Source organism: Paenibacillus marinisediminis, from assembly GCF_054343325.1.
In genome coordinates this window covers 593,782-610,812 of the sequence record NZ_JBTGUH010000002.1, presented here as the reverse complement: position 1 = coordinate 610,812, position 17,031 = coordinate 593,782, and the positions used below count along the sequence as shown (strand labels likewise).

Sequence of the window (17,031 nt, the reverse complement as noted above, 5' to 3'; positions counted from 1 at the left end):
GGTCGCGATCTAGTCACCGTCACTTAGCCCCTGCTCCTTGAGAGCAGGGGCTTTCTACATGTATGGAAAAATATTCGCATATGGAAGAGGGGGGATGTACAAACTATGAGACAGTATGCTTGGCTATGGTACAGAATGGAGGAAATCTTGTGAATAATATGCAAGGATGGAATAATAGCTACACGCAGAATCGTGTCTCAGATGCTCCGATGACGAGACATCCCAATCAAACTTTTCGGAATGAAGAGCCTATTGCTCCGCAGCATCTGCCTAATACCGATAAAACTCCACCAGCGGTACAAGCTATTCAGCAGTTCGGAACAGCATCTATTCCTAATGTGACCGAGTCAAATATTTACTGTCTCAACATTATTGGTCAAGTGGAAGGGCATATGATCCTGCCCCCGCAGAACAAGACGACTAAATATGAGCACATCATCCCTCAACTAGTGGCTGCTGAACAAAATCCGCGTATCGAGGGTGTGCTGGTCATCTTGAATACTGTTGGAGGTGATGTTGAAGCAGGCTTGGCTATAGCTGAAATGATCGCCTCTCTCAGCAAGCCGACAGTGACGCTCGTTTTGGGCGGAGGGCATAGCATTGGCGGACCGATTGCTGTTTCATCGAAGATTTCGATTATTGCGGAAACGGCGACGATGACGATTCATCCTATTCGCTTGACGGGCTTAGTTATTGGGGTTCCACAAACATTTGATTATTTGGATAAAATGCAGGAGCGGGTTGTACGCTTTGTAGTCAGCCATTCCAACATATCAGAAGAAACCTTTAAGTCACTTATGTTCAAGACGGGTGAACTGACGCGCGACATCGGTTCGACATTAATTGGACCAGAAGCAGCACGTGTGGGGCTCATTGACGAGGTTGGAGGATTAGGCAGTGCGCTGGCTCATATGAATCGGTTGATCGAGCAGAGACGCGCAGCAGGATTTATTCCACCGCCTGCACCGCCGTTCCAGCCACAACTGCCGCCGCAACCGCAGCCACAGCCGCCAGGACTAATCGGCAATGGAGGGATGCCAATATGACGCTGTATACCACGATGCCATTAGAGGCGGTATTGCAAGGATATAATACAGAGTATACGAACTTAGTTGAGATGCAGTGGCAGGGGAGAACGCTGCTAGTGGAGAGAATATCCGTCTCAGAGGTTCGAATAGAACGGCTGGTACAAGCAGTCTGCATGAACGACTATTTGGATGAAGCCTATCAACCAGGCAAGATTATGCCGATAAATTAGCCATATAGGAAGACGTATTTCATGGAGCCCATGTTGTACGTCTTCTTTTGATTTTTACGGTTTGACGGAGGGTTCGGTAATCGCGAAAGAGGAATCAGACAGTAGGATGTGGAACTTGTATGAGTGTTGATCTCAAGTGTTTGAGCGGATAGATAGAACGGTTGTTCTGTGGTATAATGACCGTTGGAGGTGACAACAGTTGGCCCGAAGAAAACGTAAGAAACAATCGTTTAGCAAGAGCCTGAAATATGAAATATACGGTATCTTGCTAATCACGTGCTCCGTTATCGCTTTATCTGGTGGAGCAGCCTTCGGACGTGCGTTGTCCAAGCTATTTGGATTGATTCTCGGCAAATTCTACTTTGTAATTCCGTTAATCTTTATCTATGTGGGCCTGGCTGTGATGATTAAGCGTAAGTGGCCGTCAAGCTGGAACGCTCGCCAAACAGGACTGCTGTGCATCGTTCTGGCATTCACAATGATGAGTACGATGAACGCGGTTGAAATGCGGCTATTGCCAGTATCGAATGATCCAAGTGGAGGACAAATATTTCAAGCTATACATAATACGTTAAAGACAGAGCTGCTCCAAGCAGCGGAAACCGGCACCGCGAGCGACATGTGGAATAAAGACATCAGCGGCGGATACATAGGCGCGATGCTCTATAGTCTTTTGTTTTCTCTGTTTGGCGCACTAGGTACTAAGCTGCTCATTATTGTGCTGCTCATCATCGGCTTCATGTTGGCCGCGCAGCTATCATATGTGGAGCTGGGAAGGCTTATACGGGCACAGATCAAGAAGTTTACTGTGCTAGTGCGTAAGAAACGCAAGGCACGTCAGAACGAGCGGAAGTTGGAAGAGACAAGCAAGACTGGACGCAAACCTAAGGCGGCGTCTATTCCAGATTATTCTGAAGATGATGATGAGAATGGACCGCCAAGAAAGCCGTCTAAGACACCGGTGTTTTTCCAACTGTTTGGGTCGAGGAAAACGGTACAGCAAGAAGAAGAGTTGGAGGATACTGACGATGAGTGGTCGGATCAGCGGTCAGGTCAGCTTTCACGCAGCAAGCGTAAGCGAGGTCATAGTCTGGAAGCGGAATGGCAAGAAATTTCAACAGATGATACGTCGGACAGCCCTCACGCTGGTCATGCTTCCGCCAGTAGGCAAGCCTCGCTAGCAGCAGGCACTTCAAGTGCTGCTGCATCGCTGTTGGCAGGTCAGACGGCAGAAGCGTCTGAGCCGATGTTCCATGATTTCACGGCAGAACAGCAATCTGGAAGCTGGCTGAATGAGCATAATGACTCTGACATGGCAGATGATATTGACGAAGACTGGCATATGCATCATTCGAACCGAGATGGCAACTCCGATCATGGAGCTGCTGATGTAGATAGTCCTGATCTGGAATCCGGTGATAAGGAGTCTTCGGAAGACGCAACGCAGGATGGAATAGCTGCTCAGCATGCAAATGAGACGCTGCCTGAGCCTCCGAAGAAGCCAGTCAAGCCCTATAAATTGCCTACGTTCCAACTGCTGTCTAAACCGCAAGGCAGCGGTAAGGGCGGGGATCAAGCGGATTATATGCAGACTGCTCGCAAGCTGGAAGCAACACTTGAGAGCTTCGGTGTACGGACTAAGGTGCTGCAGGTCGTTAGAGGTCCTGCGGTAACTCGGTACGAGATTCAACCGGACATCGGCGTTAAGGTTAGTAGGATTGTCAGCTTGTCAGATGATATCGCACTAGCGTTAGCCGCGAAGGATATCCGGATGGAAGCGCCGATTCCAGGCAAATCGGCAATCGGTATTGAGGTTCCAAACAATGAAGTATCCGTCGTTACGATGCGTGAGGTGATGGAAACGTCGGTATTCACCGAAGCTTCGTCCAAGGTAACGATCGCATTAGGACGAGATATATCAGGTACTCCGATTGTAGGCAACCTAGCGAAGATGCCTCACTTGCTTGTAGCGGGTGCTACAGGTTCCGGTAAGTCGGTATGCATCAATGGAATCATTGCAAGCATTCTGTATAAGGCGAAGCCGGACGAAGTGAAGTTTCTCATGGTCGATCCGAAGATGGTTGAGTTGAATGTTTATAACGGCATACCGCATCTTCTCGCACCAGTCGTTACCGATCCGCGAAGAGCGTCACTTGCTCTGCGCAAGATCGTTGTCGAGATGGAGAAGCGATACGAGTTGTTCTCCAAGTCAGGTACGCGCAACATCGAAGGCTACAATAAGCTGGTAGAAGAGAACAAGGAACTGGTGCTCCCTTACATCGTCGTCATAGTGGACGAGCTTGCGGATCTCATGATGGTAGCTGCAAACGATGTAGAGGATGCCATCACTCGTCTAGCTCAGATGGCTCGCGCGGCAGGTATTCATCTTATTATCGCTACGCAGCGTCCTTCTGTGGATGTTATTACGGGTGTTATTAAAGCCAACATTCCTTCACGAATCGCATTTGGCGTATCTTCTCAAGTCGACTCACGCACGATTCTGGATATGGCAGGTGCGGAGAAGCTGCTAGGTCGAGGCGATATGCTGTATCTGCCGATGGGTTCATCCAAGCCTACTCGTGTGCAGGGGGCATTCCTCTCTGATGAGGAGGTGGAAACGATCGTCAGTTACTGCCGCGATCAAGGTTCCGCAGAATACGATGAGGATTTTGTGCCGGAGATAGATGATAACAGCGCCATGAATGATGAACCTGTAGACGATCTATATGAGCAGGCTGTACAGATCGTTCTTGAAGGACAGCAAGCTTCCGCCTCACTTCTTCAGCGCAGGCTTCGGGTCGGTTATAACCGAGCCAGCCGATTGATTGAAACGATGCAGATGAATGGTATCGTTGGTCCACCGGATGGCAGCCGTCCTCGTGAAGTATTAATGTCGTGGGATCAGTATCAGCAGATGAAGATGACTTCCTAATGAATAGAAAGATTACCGTTATCTCATAATAATGTTGCCAATCCTGTTAAAACTGCAGCAGAAAGGTAGACATGACATGATGAGAAAACGGATGATAGGTATTACGTTGTGCTTGTTGCTCATTTTATTCGGAGCATATCAATGGAAGCACATGTCCGATACGGTAACAACGTTCAGTAGTGCAACGTTAAAATACGGCTCCAAGGGTCAGGACGTAACTGAACTGCAAGGCCGTCTTAAGTATCTGGGCTATTTTTATGGCAAGGTAGACGGTGTATACGGATCTCAGACACTTGATTCTGTGAAGTGGTTCCAATCCGAATTCGGAATGAAGGCAGACGGAATCGTCGGCTCCAAAACGAAGAATAAGCTGTACAATGCAACGAAAAATTGGAAGCCTAACGAAACAGCTGCAGGTTCAAAGCCTCCTAGTTCTGACACATCCAAACCATCAAAGGATGCTAGCAATGCCGCAAGTAAAGGCTACTCAGAAAATGACATTAAGCTGATGGCCAACGCTGTTTATGGCGAATCGCGCGGTGAGCCTTATGAAGGGCAGGTTGCAGTAGCGGCTGTTATCCTTAATCGTGTGAAGTCGACGAGCTTTCCAAACACCGTATCCGGTGTAATTTTTCAGCCTCGCGCTTTTACGGCTGTCGCAGATGGACAGATCTGGCTAACACCGAATGAAAAAGCGCGTCAAGCAGTCGAGGCTGCTATCGATGGTTGGGACCCAACGAACGGATGCTTGTACTATTTTAATCCGGAAACGGCTACTTCGGAATGGATCTGGACAAGACCGCAGGTGAAGACGATCGGCAAGCATATATTCTGTATGTAAACTGACCGATTAATCGAAGTGAAAGTGAAGAAGCGGCGGAATTCATCCGTATGCTTCTTCCTTTTTTCTAAATGAGATTGACCGCTTGACCGAATGCATATATATCGGATAATAACCGTGAATCGTGCGAGACTTTCGTCCGATACGGGGAAAAGGAGTCATGTGATGTGACAACTAGCGCACCTGGATTTGAAAGAGGCAATGTAAACGGAATCCGTCTGCATGTGAAGCCAACTACACGCTTCAAGACATTTGCAATCTCAGTATATATCGGAATTCCGCTGCAGGAGGAAACGGTTACACCGATTGGGTTGACGCCCTTCGTCTTAAGAAGAGGTACCTCCTCTTTACCGGAAACGATTCAATTCCGCGAACGGTTAGATGAGCTTTATGGTGCTGGATTCGGATTTGACGTTTATAAACGCGGCGATTATCAGATTATTCAATTTCGTATGGATATTATTAACGATGCCTTTGTACCGACTTCTGACTCGTTATTAGAACAGGGTATTCGTTTCATCGGAAATGCAGTTACCGATCCAGCGCTCGCAGAAGGACATTTTCTAAATAAGTATGTGAAGGAAGAAAAGGAAACCGTACGCAAGCGGCTGGAAGCGATCGTGAATGATAAGATACGCTATGCTCAGGAACGATGCATCGAGGAGATGTGCGCGAATGAGCCTTACCGTCTGCACCCGCTGGGTGATCGCACAGAGCTGGCGAGTATCGAGGCAGAAGAGCTGTATGAGAAGTATAAATGGTGGCTGCAGAATGCTTGCATCGATGTATATGTGATTGGTGATACCACATTAGAACAGATCGAAGGATATGTGAAGAAGCATTTTCAAGTCGATCGTCAGGCTGAAGTCAAATATGCGCGTTCTTTAGCAATACCAGGAACGGGCGAGCCGAAGCGTGTAACCGATCAGCTAGATGTGACGCAGGGCAAGCTGAATATGGGGCTTCGCTCCACGATCACATATCATGATACGGCATATCCAGCCGCGCTGCTGTACAACGGCATACTTGGCGGTTATCCTCACTCGAAGCTGTTTATTAATGTGCGTGAGAAGAACAGTCTCGCTTATTATGCCTCGTCAAGATTGGACGGACATAAAGGGATATGCACGATTCAGTCCGGCGTCGAGTTTGACCTGATCGAGAAGGCTTCCAAGATTATCGAGGAGCAGCTTGAAGCGCTGCGTCAAGGCAAGATTGAAGCATTGGAATTGAGCCAGACGAAGGCGATGATCATGAACCAGCTACGAGAAATCGATGATTCTGCATTTGAAATGATCGGCTTTGACTTCAATCGTGTGTTGTCTGGCAAAGAGCGCACGACGGCCAGTTTGATCGAGGAACTGTCTGCAGTATCGCCGGATCAGATCCAGGTGGCTGCGAATACGTTCCATCTCGATACGATATATGTGTTACGGAATCGGGAGGGGTGACCAACATGGAAAAACGTGATTATCCGAAGGTGCAGGAATCGATCTATTATGAACGTATGCCTAACGGATTGGATGTGTATGTGCTTCCTAAGCCTGGTTTCCAGAAGACATATGCTACCTTTTCGACGAAATATGGTTCTATAGACAATCATTTTAAGGTAGAAGGTAAAGAAGAGCTAAAAGTGCCGGATGGAATTGCTCATTTTCTTGAACATAAGATGTTTGAGGAGCCAGAAGGAGATATCTTTGCTTCTTTCGCGCAGCAAGGTGCTTCAGCTAACGCCTTTACAACATTCGATCGAACGGTGTATCTCTTCTCGGCTACGAATCAGATTGAAGAAAACCTGCAGACCTTAATCAACTTTGTACAGCATCCGTACTTTACGGAAGAGAGTGTGAACAAGGAGAAAGGCATTATCGCACAGGAAATTAATATGTATCGCGACAATGCGGATTGGCGGGTTTATTTTGGTCTGATCGAGGCCATGTATGCCAAATATCCGATCTATATCGACATTGCAGGCACGGTTGAATCTATTCAAACGATAACAAAGGATACGCTGTATGAATGCTACCATACGTTCTATCATCCTTCTAACATGATGCTGTTTATCGTTGGCGGCGTTGAGCCGGAATCCATTATGAAGCTTGTTCGTGATAATCAAGCAGCGAAATCATATAAAGCACAGGGACGAATCGAGCGATTCTTCGACGAAGAGCCGGATCAAGTCCGTCAAGAGAAGCTTGTGACAAAGCTGCCGGTATCACAGCCTAAGTGCTTGTTCGGATGCAAGGAGAAGCCGAGCGGAAAGACGGGCATCGACTTGCTGAAGCAGGAGCTGGCGACGAAGATAATGATGGACCTGCTGCTAGGCAGCAGTTCACCATTATCCCAATCCCTGTATGAATCGGGATTGACAAGCGACAACATCGGTCATGAATACAATTGCGATCCAGCTTACTCGTTCTCCATCATAGGCGGAGAGACTAGAGACCCGGATGAGCTCGTACGTACGGTCGTTGCGGCGATCGACGATAAGAAGAAAGAGGGCTTTACTCAGGAGGCGTTCGAGCGAATTCGCAACAAGCGTATGGGATCATACTTGCGCATGCTGAACTCACCTGAAGCAATTGCTAATGAATTCACGAAATACAAGTTCCGTGATACGGATTTGTTTGCTATACTATCCGTGTACGAGTCCTTGCAACTTAAAGACATTCATGAACGGCTGCGAGATCATTTTAATTGGGATCGCTTGGCGATATCGATCGTGGAGCAGCCGTAACCATAATGACAAGGCGTACCTTCGTATTCAGGGGGTGCGCCTTTCTGTTGGCTCAAGAACGGCTGTACAAGCTTATGCAGCGGAATACAGCTGTTCATAATACCGGTGGGGGAGGACAATCATGAGGGCATTGTCAGACACAACTGTGCTTATTACAGGAGGAAGCAGAGGTATAGGCGCAGCTATTGCAGAGCGATTCGCTCAAGAAGGAATGCGAATCGTTATTCATTATATGCAAGCGCATGAAGCGGCGAATGAAGTAGCGCGCCGCTGCTTAGATCTGGGTTGCGAGGTCATGACGATCAGCGCAGATCTGCGTGATCGTGAGCAGTTGTCCCGCATGCATGATAAGCTCGTGGCAGAAGGGTTCCAACCTGACATATTAGTTAATAATGCGGGAGCTTCCTACTATGGCTTATTCACGGATGTGACGGAGGACGAGTGGGATGAATGCATGGCGATCAACTTAAAGGGAGCTTTTATTACCACTCAGTTATTCGTGCCGCATATGATACGCCAGAAGTATGGTCGTGTCATTAATGTGTCGTCTGTGTGGGGAATTACGGGCGCATCATGTGAAGTGATGTATTCTGCAGCTAAAGGCGGGATTAATGCGTTTACGAAGGCATTAGCGAAAGAGCTTGCGCCTTCCGGTGTGACGGTGAATGCCGTAGCTCCAGGCGCTGTCGATACCGATATGCTCAGGCATCTGGATGGCGAGGAGCGCAGTGCATTAGAAGAAGAGATCCCTGCCGGCCGTTTGGGGACGCCAGCGGATATTGCGTCACTTGTTTATTTTCTAGCGCTGCCAGAATCCAGCTATATTACGGGACAAGTCATCAGCCCGAGCGGGGGCTGGCAAGTATAGCTGCAGCCTGATTTGACTGCTGGTAATAAATGAGCGCAGATACTTAAGGTGAATAAGTTGGCCCTTTTCCGCACATATTACGATTGTCAGAACGAAGTCATACATGCGGAATAAGGAGGATTCTTATGGGATCTGTGATACAGAATTACGATGGATGGAAGAAGTTTCTTGGAGATCGTGTGAAAAATGCAAAGAGTATGGGGATGAGTGATGAGACTATTGCAAAGCTTGCTTATGAAATAGGATCTTTCCTTGATGAAAAGATTGACCCCCAAAATACTCAACAAAGAGCAGTCAAGGAACTTTGGGATGCCGGAGATGAACAAGACCGTCAAACTATTGCTAAACTTATGGTGAAAATAGCTGAAAAGAACTCATAAGGATTGGCTTGCGGATGAAGTCGAAACACGGCTTCCTTTCCGCGTTTCTTTCTGAATAAATATGAACACATGCTCATAACCTGATATAATGAGTGCGATTCCATGCCTATTATCCGTAATAAAACAGCCAATGATTACAATTGCGTAACAAACGGCAATAATTCGACATGAGCGGTGGATTTTACAAGCTGGGTATTGTAGAATGAAACGGATGAGGGCAGATGGGGAGTGTGTCATGGAGTACAAACAATGGTATATGGAATATAGGATTTCTAAGAATCGTCCCGGTCTGCTTGGCGACATCGCATCACTGCTAGGTATGCTGGAAGTCAACATTTTGACTATTAATGGTGTTGAAGGCAAGACTAGAGGTATGCTCCTTCAGACGGATGATGATGAAAAGATTAGACTAATGGGGCAGATGCTGCAGAAGGTGGATAACATCACGGTTTCCGCGCTGCGACAACCCAAGTTAGTTGATATATTGGCGGTACGACATGGCCGCTACATTGAACGGGATTCTGATGATAAGAAAACATTTCGGTTCACGCGTGATGAACTGGGACTGCTGGTTGACTTTCTAGGGGAAATATTTAAGCATGAAGGACATCAGGTTATTGGCCTGCGCGGTATGCCGCGTGTAGGCAAGACGGAATCCATAATCGCCGGAAGTGTTTGTGCTATGAAACGCTGGACCTTCGTCTCGTCTACATTGCTGCGTCAAACAGTTCGCAGTCAGATGTCGGAAGAAGAGATGAACGCTCAGAACGTTTTTATCATTGACGGTATCGTATCTACTATTCGTTCTAATGATAAGCATGAAGCGCTCCTTCAAGAGATTATGAATATGCCTTCGACGAAAGTCATAGAGCATCCGGATATATTTGTTCGAGAAACACACTATGATTATGATTTCTTTGATTATATAATTGAACTCCGCAATTCTCCCGAGGAAGAAATAACTTACGATACGTTTACCATTAATTACAACGAATTATAATAAGTAATACTGTTATATTGGACAAGATGATTAGAAGTAGGAGGTGAAATTGTGTCTGAATTAGGGCAGATGCTCAAAAGCGCCCGTATAGAAAAAGGGCTGTCATTAGATGATGTTCAAGAAGCAACCAAGATACGCAAGCGCTATTTGGAAGCTATAGAAGAAGGGGACTATAAGGTGTTGCCAGGTTCTTTCTATGTTCGCGCATTCGTTAAGACGTATGCCGAGACTGTAGGATTGAATCCTGATGACGTTCTTCAATATTACCGCAATGACATACCAACAGCCGAACCTGAGAAAACGATTGAGCCGCTAGTTCGGAAGAAGCGCTCTGTTCAACATAATGATCGTTTTGGAAAATGGGCCACTACGATCCTCATGTGGTCGTTTGTCATACTCATCATTGTCATTATATACTTCTTCATCGTTAGTAGAGACAACAATGACAGTGGCAAAAATGCAGGTAATACAGATGAGATCAGTATTACTGACCAAGTTAATCCTAATAAGCCAGGCGGGAAAGAAGATACTGGCAGCAAAGATGCTGGTACTGTCACACCAACTCCGCAGCCGGAGCCTAAGCCAGAGGTCGTGCAGGATCCGATCGTCGTACAACAGGATCCGAATCGCATCGTATTCTCGATGGCTGAAGGGAAGACGGTTCCTCTTGAGCTTGAATTGACGGATGAGATCTGGATGAGCATCAAGTTAAAAGACAAGAGTGGCGAAAAGGTTGCTTCGGGCAACTTCGATAAAGGCCATAAGCAAAAGATTGATCTGACGAAGGATGGGCTGTACATGATGCTCGGTAACCCAACACGTGCTAAGTTGACGATTAATGGACAGGCAATCGATCTTGGTACAGGTTTGAATAAAGAGATCATGATTACATGGCAACCATATGAAGATGTGAAGAAGCTGCAAGAAGGTCAAAGTACGACTACGCCATAATCCCTTAGTCAGCTGAATAGAGCTGCCCGCCAAAGACCACCGCTGGTAATATAACTGTCTAGAGCACATGGAATATTCCACTCCTGCGAGGGGAGAATATACGTGCAACGATAAATCTCAACACGCAGGAGAGGTGTCGTAACATGGCAGTGAGTTGGATTATTACTTCAGTGGGTATTGTGGTTAGCGTACTCGGCTATTATTTAACACCTACCGCATGGGGCTTTGGTATCGTAGGATTTGGAGTGGCGTGGATCGTACTGGGTATACTGGATATGTTTCGTACGCCAGTCAGTGGAAAATACTAAATCCCGATGCCGTGGCTTTAACAGTACTTGGGCATTCTTATCGCAGGTCTTAACTGCATAAGAATGCCTTTGTGCTATGTATTGCTGAACTTGAGATTGTACTTCGAAACTAATTTTTCTTATACTATACATAATAGATCATTCTCTCGGGAGGAATGTAGGATGGCAGACAACTCTTTTGACATTGTGTCAAAAACGGATTTGCAGGAAGTAAGCAATGCGATTACACAAGCAGAACGCGAGATTGAGACACGCTTTGACTTTAAAGGCAGCAAGAGCTCGATTAAGCTTGAAAAGGACGAACTCGTTATTGCGTCAGATGATGAGTACAAGCTGAAAAGTGTGATTGACATCCTGCAAGGCAAACTGATTAAGCGCGGAGTTTCCGTCAAGAATATGGATTTTGGCAAGCTTGAGCCTGCATCAGGCGCCACGGTCCGTCAGCGGGTCAGACTGAAGCAAGGTATCGAACAGGATATTTCCAAGAAGATCAATATCTTAATTCGAGATTCAAAGCTGAAAGTGAAGAGCCAGATTCAAGGCGATCAGATCCGCGTAACAGGAAAGAGCAAAGATGATTTGCAGGCTGTTATGAAGCTTTTGCTTGATGCTAATTTGCCGCTTGACCTGCAATTCACAAACTTCCGTTAACATTTGCTTACAATATAAGCAGGTATTTTTGTTGGAGGATAATTAACTATAAACCCGGTATAATCCTATACCCCTCTCTGATCACGTAGAGAAGGAGGAGCCGGGTTTTTCCTTTTTGACTATCGAGTAATCGGTGTATTATACTTGATGAGATAGAGTGGACCAAGGATAATATGCTGAACCTGGCACAACGGTTATTACTGCTACAATATTTGGGGGATGTATGAATGACAGAGAAGATTAAAGTCGTGACATTAGGCTGCGATAAGAACTTAGTGGACTCCGAGATTATGTCAGGTCTCATTCACGAACGAGGGTATGAATTGGTAGAGAACGAAGAGGACGCCACCGTCATTATCGTTAATACGTGTGGTTTTATTGACGCCGCTAAAGAAGAATCCGTCAATACGATATTGGAGCTCGCTGATCTTAAAGAGACAGCTAACCTCAAAGCGCTCATCGTATCTGGATGCTTGACGCAGCGCTATAAAGAGCAGTTGCTAGAAGAAATGCCGGAGATTGACGGCATTGTTGGGACGGGTGATTTCGGCAAGATTACGACAATTGTCGAAGAGGCTCTAGCTGGTCAGAAGCCATATTATGTGGGCAATCCAGTGTTTAACTATGAACAAGCGTTGCCGCGGAAGGTAACTACAGCGCGCTACACAGCATATGTAAAGATTGCCGAAGGCTGCGACAACAACTGTACATTCTGCAGCATTCCGTCGATGCGCGGAAACTTTAGAAGCCGTACGATGGAATCCATAATTGCTGAGGTTACACAGCTTGCAGAACAAGGTGTTAAGGAAATTAGCCTGATCGCACAGGATTCTACGAATTATGGTACGGATCTGTATGACTCCTTCAAGCTGCCAGAGCTGTTGGACAAGGTTAGTGAAGTTCCAGGAGTAGAATGGGTACGATTGCACTATGCTTATCCAGGCTTCTTCTCCGATGAGCTGATTGAGATGATCGCGAATAATCCGGAAATTTGCAAATATATCGACATGCCGCTGCAGCACAGCGAAGATTCCGTACTGAAGCGGATGCGTCGTCCAGGGCGTCAACGCGATACACGTGAATTAGTGCGCAAGATTCGTGATCGGATCCCGGATGTTGCGATTCGTACTTCGATCATTGTTGGGTTCCCTGGTGAAACGGATGAAGACTTCGATAAGCTGTGCGACTTCGTGCGCGAGATAAAGTTTGATCGATTAGGTGTATTCACGTACTCGAATGAAGACAATACTCCTGCTCATCGCCTTCCGAATCACATTGATGAAGATGTGAAGGAATGGCGAGCAAACACATTGATGGAGCTTCAACGCGAGGTATCCAAGGGTGTGAGTGAATCTCGTATTGGCAAGGTCATTCCTGTACTTGTAGAGCGCTACGACGGTAGAAACGATGTTTATATCGGTCGTTCCCACTATGATGCACCTGAAATTGACGGTGAAGTATTTATTTCAAACACCACTTGCAATATTGGAGACATTGCACAAGTCAGAATCACGCACGCGCTTGAATTTGACTTGGCCGGGGAGGGTGTACAGTGAATCTGGCGAACAAGATTACATTAGCGCGCATTTTTCTCGTGCCCATTATGATGTTCTTTCTGTTGGTGAATACAGATTACTTTCCTCCTATTCAAATCGGTGACTTCTACATCACGTTTAATCAGATTATCGCTGCTCTTATCTTTATCATCGCGGCTAGTACAGACGGGTTAGATGGATACATCGCTCGCAGCCGCAAGATGGTAACGAACTTAGGCAAGCTGCTTGATCCGCTGGCGGACAAGCTTCTTGTAGCGGCGGTGCTTATCTCACTTGTTGAGATGGGCAAGTGTGATGCATTAATCGCTGTTATTATTATTAGCCGCGAATTTGCCATTACAGGTCTGCGTCAAATCGCATTGCTGGAAGGTAAAGTGGTTGCAGCGAGCAAATGGGGGAAATGGAAAACAGCTACCCAGATAACGGCCATTATTGCCATGCTGTTGAACAATTTTCCGTTTGTGTTAATCGGATTCCCGTTTGACGTCTTTGCGACATGGGTCGCAGCTATCATCACGGTATATTCCGGTATTGATTACTTTGTCAAGAACAAGAATCTGCTCCATTTTTCGTAATATTACTTAGATAATAGAAATTATAGGTTCCTCCTTCATTAGCAAGGAAGGACCTATTTTTTTGTTGCGACCCAAGAAGAGGCTAGGATAAATGCTTAGCATGGAATAGTATCAGTAGAATTTTTTAGTGCGATATGCTTTAATGTGGATTCATTTCGTAGTATTCTAATTCTGCTCCTTCGAAATGATGCGATCGGATCATATAACGGAAGAGACTATATGCTCTGCGGCATGGATGCAGATAGTACATAGGAGGCTGTACAGGATGAAAGCGGAAATGATAGCGGTTGGAACAGAATTGCTGCTCGGTCAAATTGTGAATACGAATGCTCAATATCTGTCCCAACAATTAGCGATGCTCGGCATTGATGTTTATTATCAGACGGTTGTTGGAGATAATCCAAATCGGATCAAGGATGTCATTCAAACAGCAGGATCAAGAGCGGATGTCGTGCTGCTTACAGGCGGACTTGGACCTACGATGGATGACTTAACGAAGGATGTGCTGGCAGAAATGCTCGGACGGCAGCTTGTGATTCATGAGCCGTCCATGCGCAATATTGAGAAACTGTTTAAGGATAGCAACGCACATCGTGTTGAAAGCAACCGCCGGCAAGCCAATTGGATTGAAGGCTCAGATGCACTTGATAATGAAGCCGGCCTGGCAGTAGGCAATGCGCTGATGCACGAAGGTACGGCTTACATTTTGCTGCCGGGTCCTCCTAAAGAGATGAAGCCTATGTTCGAGCATAAGGTTATTCCTTGGCTTGAACGGAATGTATTGCATGAGCGTCAATCTCTATATACGCGGATGCTGAAGTTTGCGGGTATTGGCGAGTCCTTGCTGGAGAATAAATTGTTAGACTTGATTCAAGCTCAAACAGATCTTACGATCGCCCCATATGCGAAGGAAGGGGAAGTGCTTATTCGATTGGCCACGAAGAGCGATGACGCCGCAGCTGCCGAAGCGAAGCTGAATCATATGGAAGCTGTCATTCGTGAGCGGCTGAATGAACATATATTCGCTACCGCAGATGTGTCGCTGGAGCAGGTAATTGTGGAGCAGATGAGCGCGCTGGGGTTGAAGCTCGCTGTGGCGGAAAGCTGTACCGGGGGCTTGCTGTCAGAGCTCATCACAAGTGTTCCAGGCAGCTCCGCTATGTTTCATGGAGGCATCATATCGTATTCCAATGCATTGAAGCACCAGCTGCTGGGTGTGCCGTGGGAGACGTTGGAGGGCGAGAATGCCCCTGGCGCTGTAAGCGCGGAGACAGCTAAAGCGATGGCGGATGGTCTGATGAAGCTGATGGATACCGATATTGCGGTGTCTATCACAGGAGTAGCGGGACCTGGACAATCGGAACGCAAGCCGGCAGGCCTTGTTTATATCGGAATTGCGGAGCGCGGCAAAGAAACGGTAACGGAAGAATTAAAGCTTAACGGGAATCGGGAGATGGTTCGTCTTCGCTCAGCGAAGAAGCTGCTGCATCGGATCTGGATGCGGCTGCAAGAGCGCAAGCAGCAAGTGTAGCAGCGTGGCGAACTGTTGATTTCTGTCAAGATTCATGGTATATTGGTATAAATTAATAGTGGATCGGAAGCGGAGGAACCGCAATCGTGCTTGGATGCATCGGTTGCGGTTCCTTTATGTACCCGGGTGCTAATATATGGCTGAAGATCCAGTTAATTGTCATTATCTCATAAGAAAAACGAATGTATGTTCGAAAAAGTGCTTGGCAAGCGAACAAAAACAAGGTATGATGTTTATATCAACGATAACGAAGGAAGTGAATTTTGTGTCAGATCGTCGTGCTGCATTAGAAATGGCATTGCGTCAAATAGAGAAACAATTCGGTAAAGGCTCCATTATGAAGTTGGGCGAGTCTAATCATATGCAAGTAGAGGTAGTTCCAAGCGGATCCTTGGCGCTTGATATCGCATTAGGTATTGGTGGATTGCCTCGCGGACGTGTTATTGAAGTGTACGGACCAGAATCATCCGGTAAGACAACTGTTGCGCTGCATGCTATTGCAGAAGTACAGAAGACTGGCGGAACGGCTGCATTCATTGATGCGGAGCATGCGCTGGATCCTTTATATGCGAGCAAGCTGGGCGTCAACATCGATGAGCTGCTGCTGTCTCAGCCAGATACAGGTGAACAAGCTCTTGAGATCGCTGAAGCGCTTGTGCGCAGCGGCGCGGTAGATATTATCGTCGTTGACTCTGTAGCAGCATTAGTACCGAAGGCAGAGATTGAAGGCGAGATGGGCGATTCACATGTTGGCTTGCAAGCTCGACTGATGTCGCAGGCGCTGCGCAAGCTTTCAGGTGCGATCGCGAAGTCGAAGACGATCGCTATCTTCATTAACCAGCTTCGTGAGAAGGTTGGCGTTATGTTCGGTAACCCTGAGACAACGCCAGGCGGCCGTGCTTTGAAGTTCTATTCCAGCGTGCGCCTTGATGTACGCCGTGTAGAAACGATCAAGCAGGGCAATGATATGGTCGGTAACCGCACGCGGATCAAAGTTGTTAAGAATAAGGTTGCCCCTCCATTCAAGCAGGCTGACATCGATATTATGTACGGTGAAGGCATCTCGAGAGAGGGCAGCATTGTAGATATCGGTACGGAATTGGATATCGTTCAGAAGAGCGGTGCTTGGTATTCCTATGAAGGTGAGCGTCTTGGCCAAGGCCGTGAGAACGCGAAGCAGTTCTTGAAGGATAATAAGGAGCTGTCGCTTGCTATTGAGAATAAGATTCGTGAAGCAAGCAACTTAACTTCGGTCATTTCAGGTAATGTTTCAGTTGATGACGAGGATGAAGAAGCAGCATTGTTTAACGAAGATACGGAATAATTCACTGCATTGCGCAGGGACGCATAATCGATAGCTTGAAGACAAGCACCTCACGGCTGTGACGGTGCTTGTCTTGTTGCATTTATACGCAAGACAGAGTGATGCGTTAGGAACGGAGG

Annotated in this window: 16 protein-coding genes; all 16 read left to right on the top strand. The window is 46.8% G+C overall.

Annotated features, from left to right (window positions below; translation table 11 throughout):
* Positions 1-209: 209 nt before the first annotated feature.
* The 16 genes from ACXX53_RS08530 (at position 210) to recA (ending at position 16,912) form a co-directional block, all read left to right on the top strand.
* Positions 210-1,046, top strand: coding sequence for a ClpP family protease (locus ACXX53_RS08530; protein WP_458568379.1), 837 nt, complete (start codon positions 210-212; stop codon positions 1,044-1,046).
* A complete protein-coding gene (locus tag ACXX53_RS08525) occupies positions 1,043-1,258 on the top strand; it encodes a YlzJ-like family protein (RefSeq protein ID WP_458568197.1) in 216 nt (71 codons plus the stop codon). Before ACXX53_RS08530 ends, ACXX53_RS08525 begins: the two co-directional genes overlap by 4 nt.
* A 199-nt stretch (positions 1,259-1,457) precedes the next feature.
* On the top strand, positions 1,458-4,190 hold the full coding sequence (locus tag ACXX53_RS08520; RefSeq protein WP_458568196.1) for a DNA translocase FtsK: 2,733 nt from the start codon (positions 1,458-1,460) through the stop codon (positions 4,188-4,190).
* A 79-nt stretch (positions 4,191-4,269) separates the two neighbouring features.
* Positions 4,270-5,031, top strand: coding sequence for a spore cortex-lytic enzyme (sleB, locus tag ACXX53_RS08515; RefSeq protein ID WP_458568378.1), 762 nt, complete (start codon positions 4,270-4,272; stop codon positions 5,029-5,031).
* 167 nt (positions 5,032-5,198) lie between these two features.
* Complete coding sequence (yfmF, locus tag ACXX53_RS08510; RefSeq protein ID WP_458568195.1) at positions 5,199-6,482, top strand: EF-P 5-aminopentanol modification-associated protein YfmF; 1,284 nt, start codon at positions 5,199-5,201, stop codon at positions 6,480-6,482.
* 5 nt (positions 6,483-6,487) lie between these two features.
* Positions 6,488-7,768, top strand: coding sequence for an EF-P 5-aminopentanol modification-associated protein YfmH (gene yfmH, locus ACXX53_RS08505; protein ID WP_458568194.1), 1,281 nt, complete (start codon positions 6,488-6,490; stop codon positions 7,766-7,768).
* Positions 7,769-7,889: 121 nt separating this feature from the next.
* The gene (ymfI, locus tag ACXX53_RS08500; RefSeq protein WP_458568193.1) at positions 7,890-8,636 is read left to right on the top strand and encodes an elongation factor P 5-aminopentanone reductase; all 747 of its coding nucleotides are present in this window, start codon (positions 7,890-7,892) and stop codon (positions 8,634-8,636) included.
* 125 nt (positions 8,637-8,761) lie between these two features.
* Positions 8,762-9,016, top strand: a complete 255-nt coding sequence (locus ACXX53_RS08495; RefSeq protein ID WP_458568192.1) for a DUF3243 domain-containing protein — start codon at positions 8,762-8,764, stop codon at positions 9,014-9,016.
* Positions 9,017-9,251: 235 nt separating this feature from the next.
* Positions 9,252-10,016 carry a DUF3388 domain-containing protein gene (locus tag ACXX53_RS08490; RefSeq protein ID WP_458568191.1) on the top strand — a complete coding sequence of 255 codons (765 nt, stop codon included), beginning with the start codon at positions 9,252-9,254 and terminating at the stop codon, positions 10,014-10,016.
* Between the two features lie 51 nt (positions 10,017-10,067).
* Positions 10,068-10,967, top strand: a complete 900-nt coding sequence (locus ACXX53_RS08485) for a helix-turn-helix domain-containing protein (protein WP_458568190.1) — start codon at positions 10,068-10,070, stop codon at positions 10,965-10,967.
* Positions 10,968-11,110: 143 nt separating this feature from the next.
* The gene (locus ACXX53_RS08480) at positions 11,111-11,275 is read left to right on the top strand and encodes a hypothetical protein (protein WP_458568189.1); all 165 of its coding nucleotides are present in this window, start codon (positions 11,111-11,113) and stop codon (positions 11,273-11,275) included.
* A gap of 162 nt (positions 11,276-11,437) precedes the next feature.
* A complete protein-coding gene (locus ACXX53_RS08475; protein WP_458568188.1) occupies positions 11,438-11,926 on the top strand; it encodes a YajQ family cyclic di-GMP-binding protein in 489 nt (162 codons plus the stop codon).
* A 227-nt stretch (positions 11,927-12,153) separates the two neighbouring features.
* On the top strand, positions 12,154-13,482 hold the full coding sequence (rimO, locus tag ACXX53_RS08470; RefSeq protein WP_458568187.1) for a 30S ribosomal protein S12 methylthiotransferase RimO: 1,329 nt from the start codon (positions 12,154-12,156) through the stop codon (positions 13,480-13,482).
* Positions 13,479-14,057 carry a CDP-diacylglycerol--glycerol-3-phosphate 3-phosphatidyltransferase gene (gene pgsA / locus ACXX53_RS08465; RefSeq protein WP_458568186.1) on the top strand — a complete coding sequence of 193 codons (579 nt, stop codon included), beginning with the start codon at positions 13,479-13,481 and terminating at the stop codon, positions 14,055-14,057. Before rimO ends, pgsA begins: the two co-directional genes overlap by 4 nt.
* Positions 14,058-14,322: 265 nt before the next feature.
* The gene (locus ACXX53_RS08460) at positions 14,323-15,588 is read left to right on the top strand and encodes a competence/damage-inducible protein A (RefSeq protein WP_458568185.1); all 1,266 of its coding nucleotides are present in this window, start codon (positions 14,323-14,325) and stop codon (positions 15,586-15,588) included.
* A gap of 265 nt (positions 15,589-15,853) precedes the next feature.
* Positions 15,854-16,912 carry a recombinase RecA gene (recA, locus tag ACXX53_RS08455; protein WP_458568184.1) on the top strand — a complete coding sequence of 353 codons (1,059 nt, stop codon included), beginning with the start codon at positions 15,854-15,856 and terminating at the stop codon, positions 16,910-16,912.
* Positions 16,913-17,031: the final 119 nt, after the last annotated feature.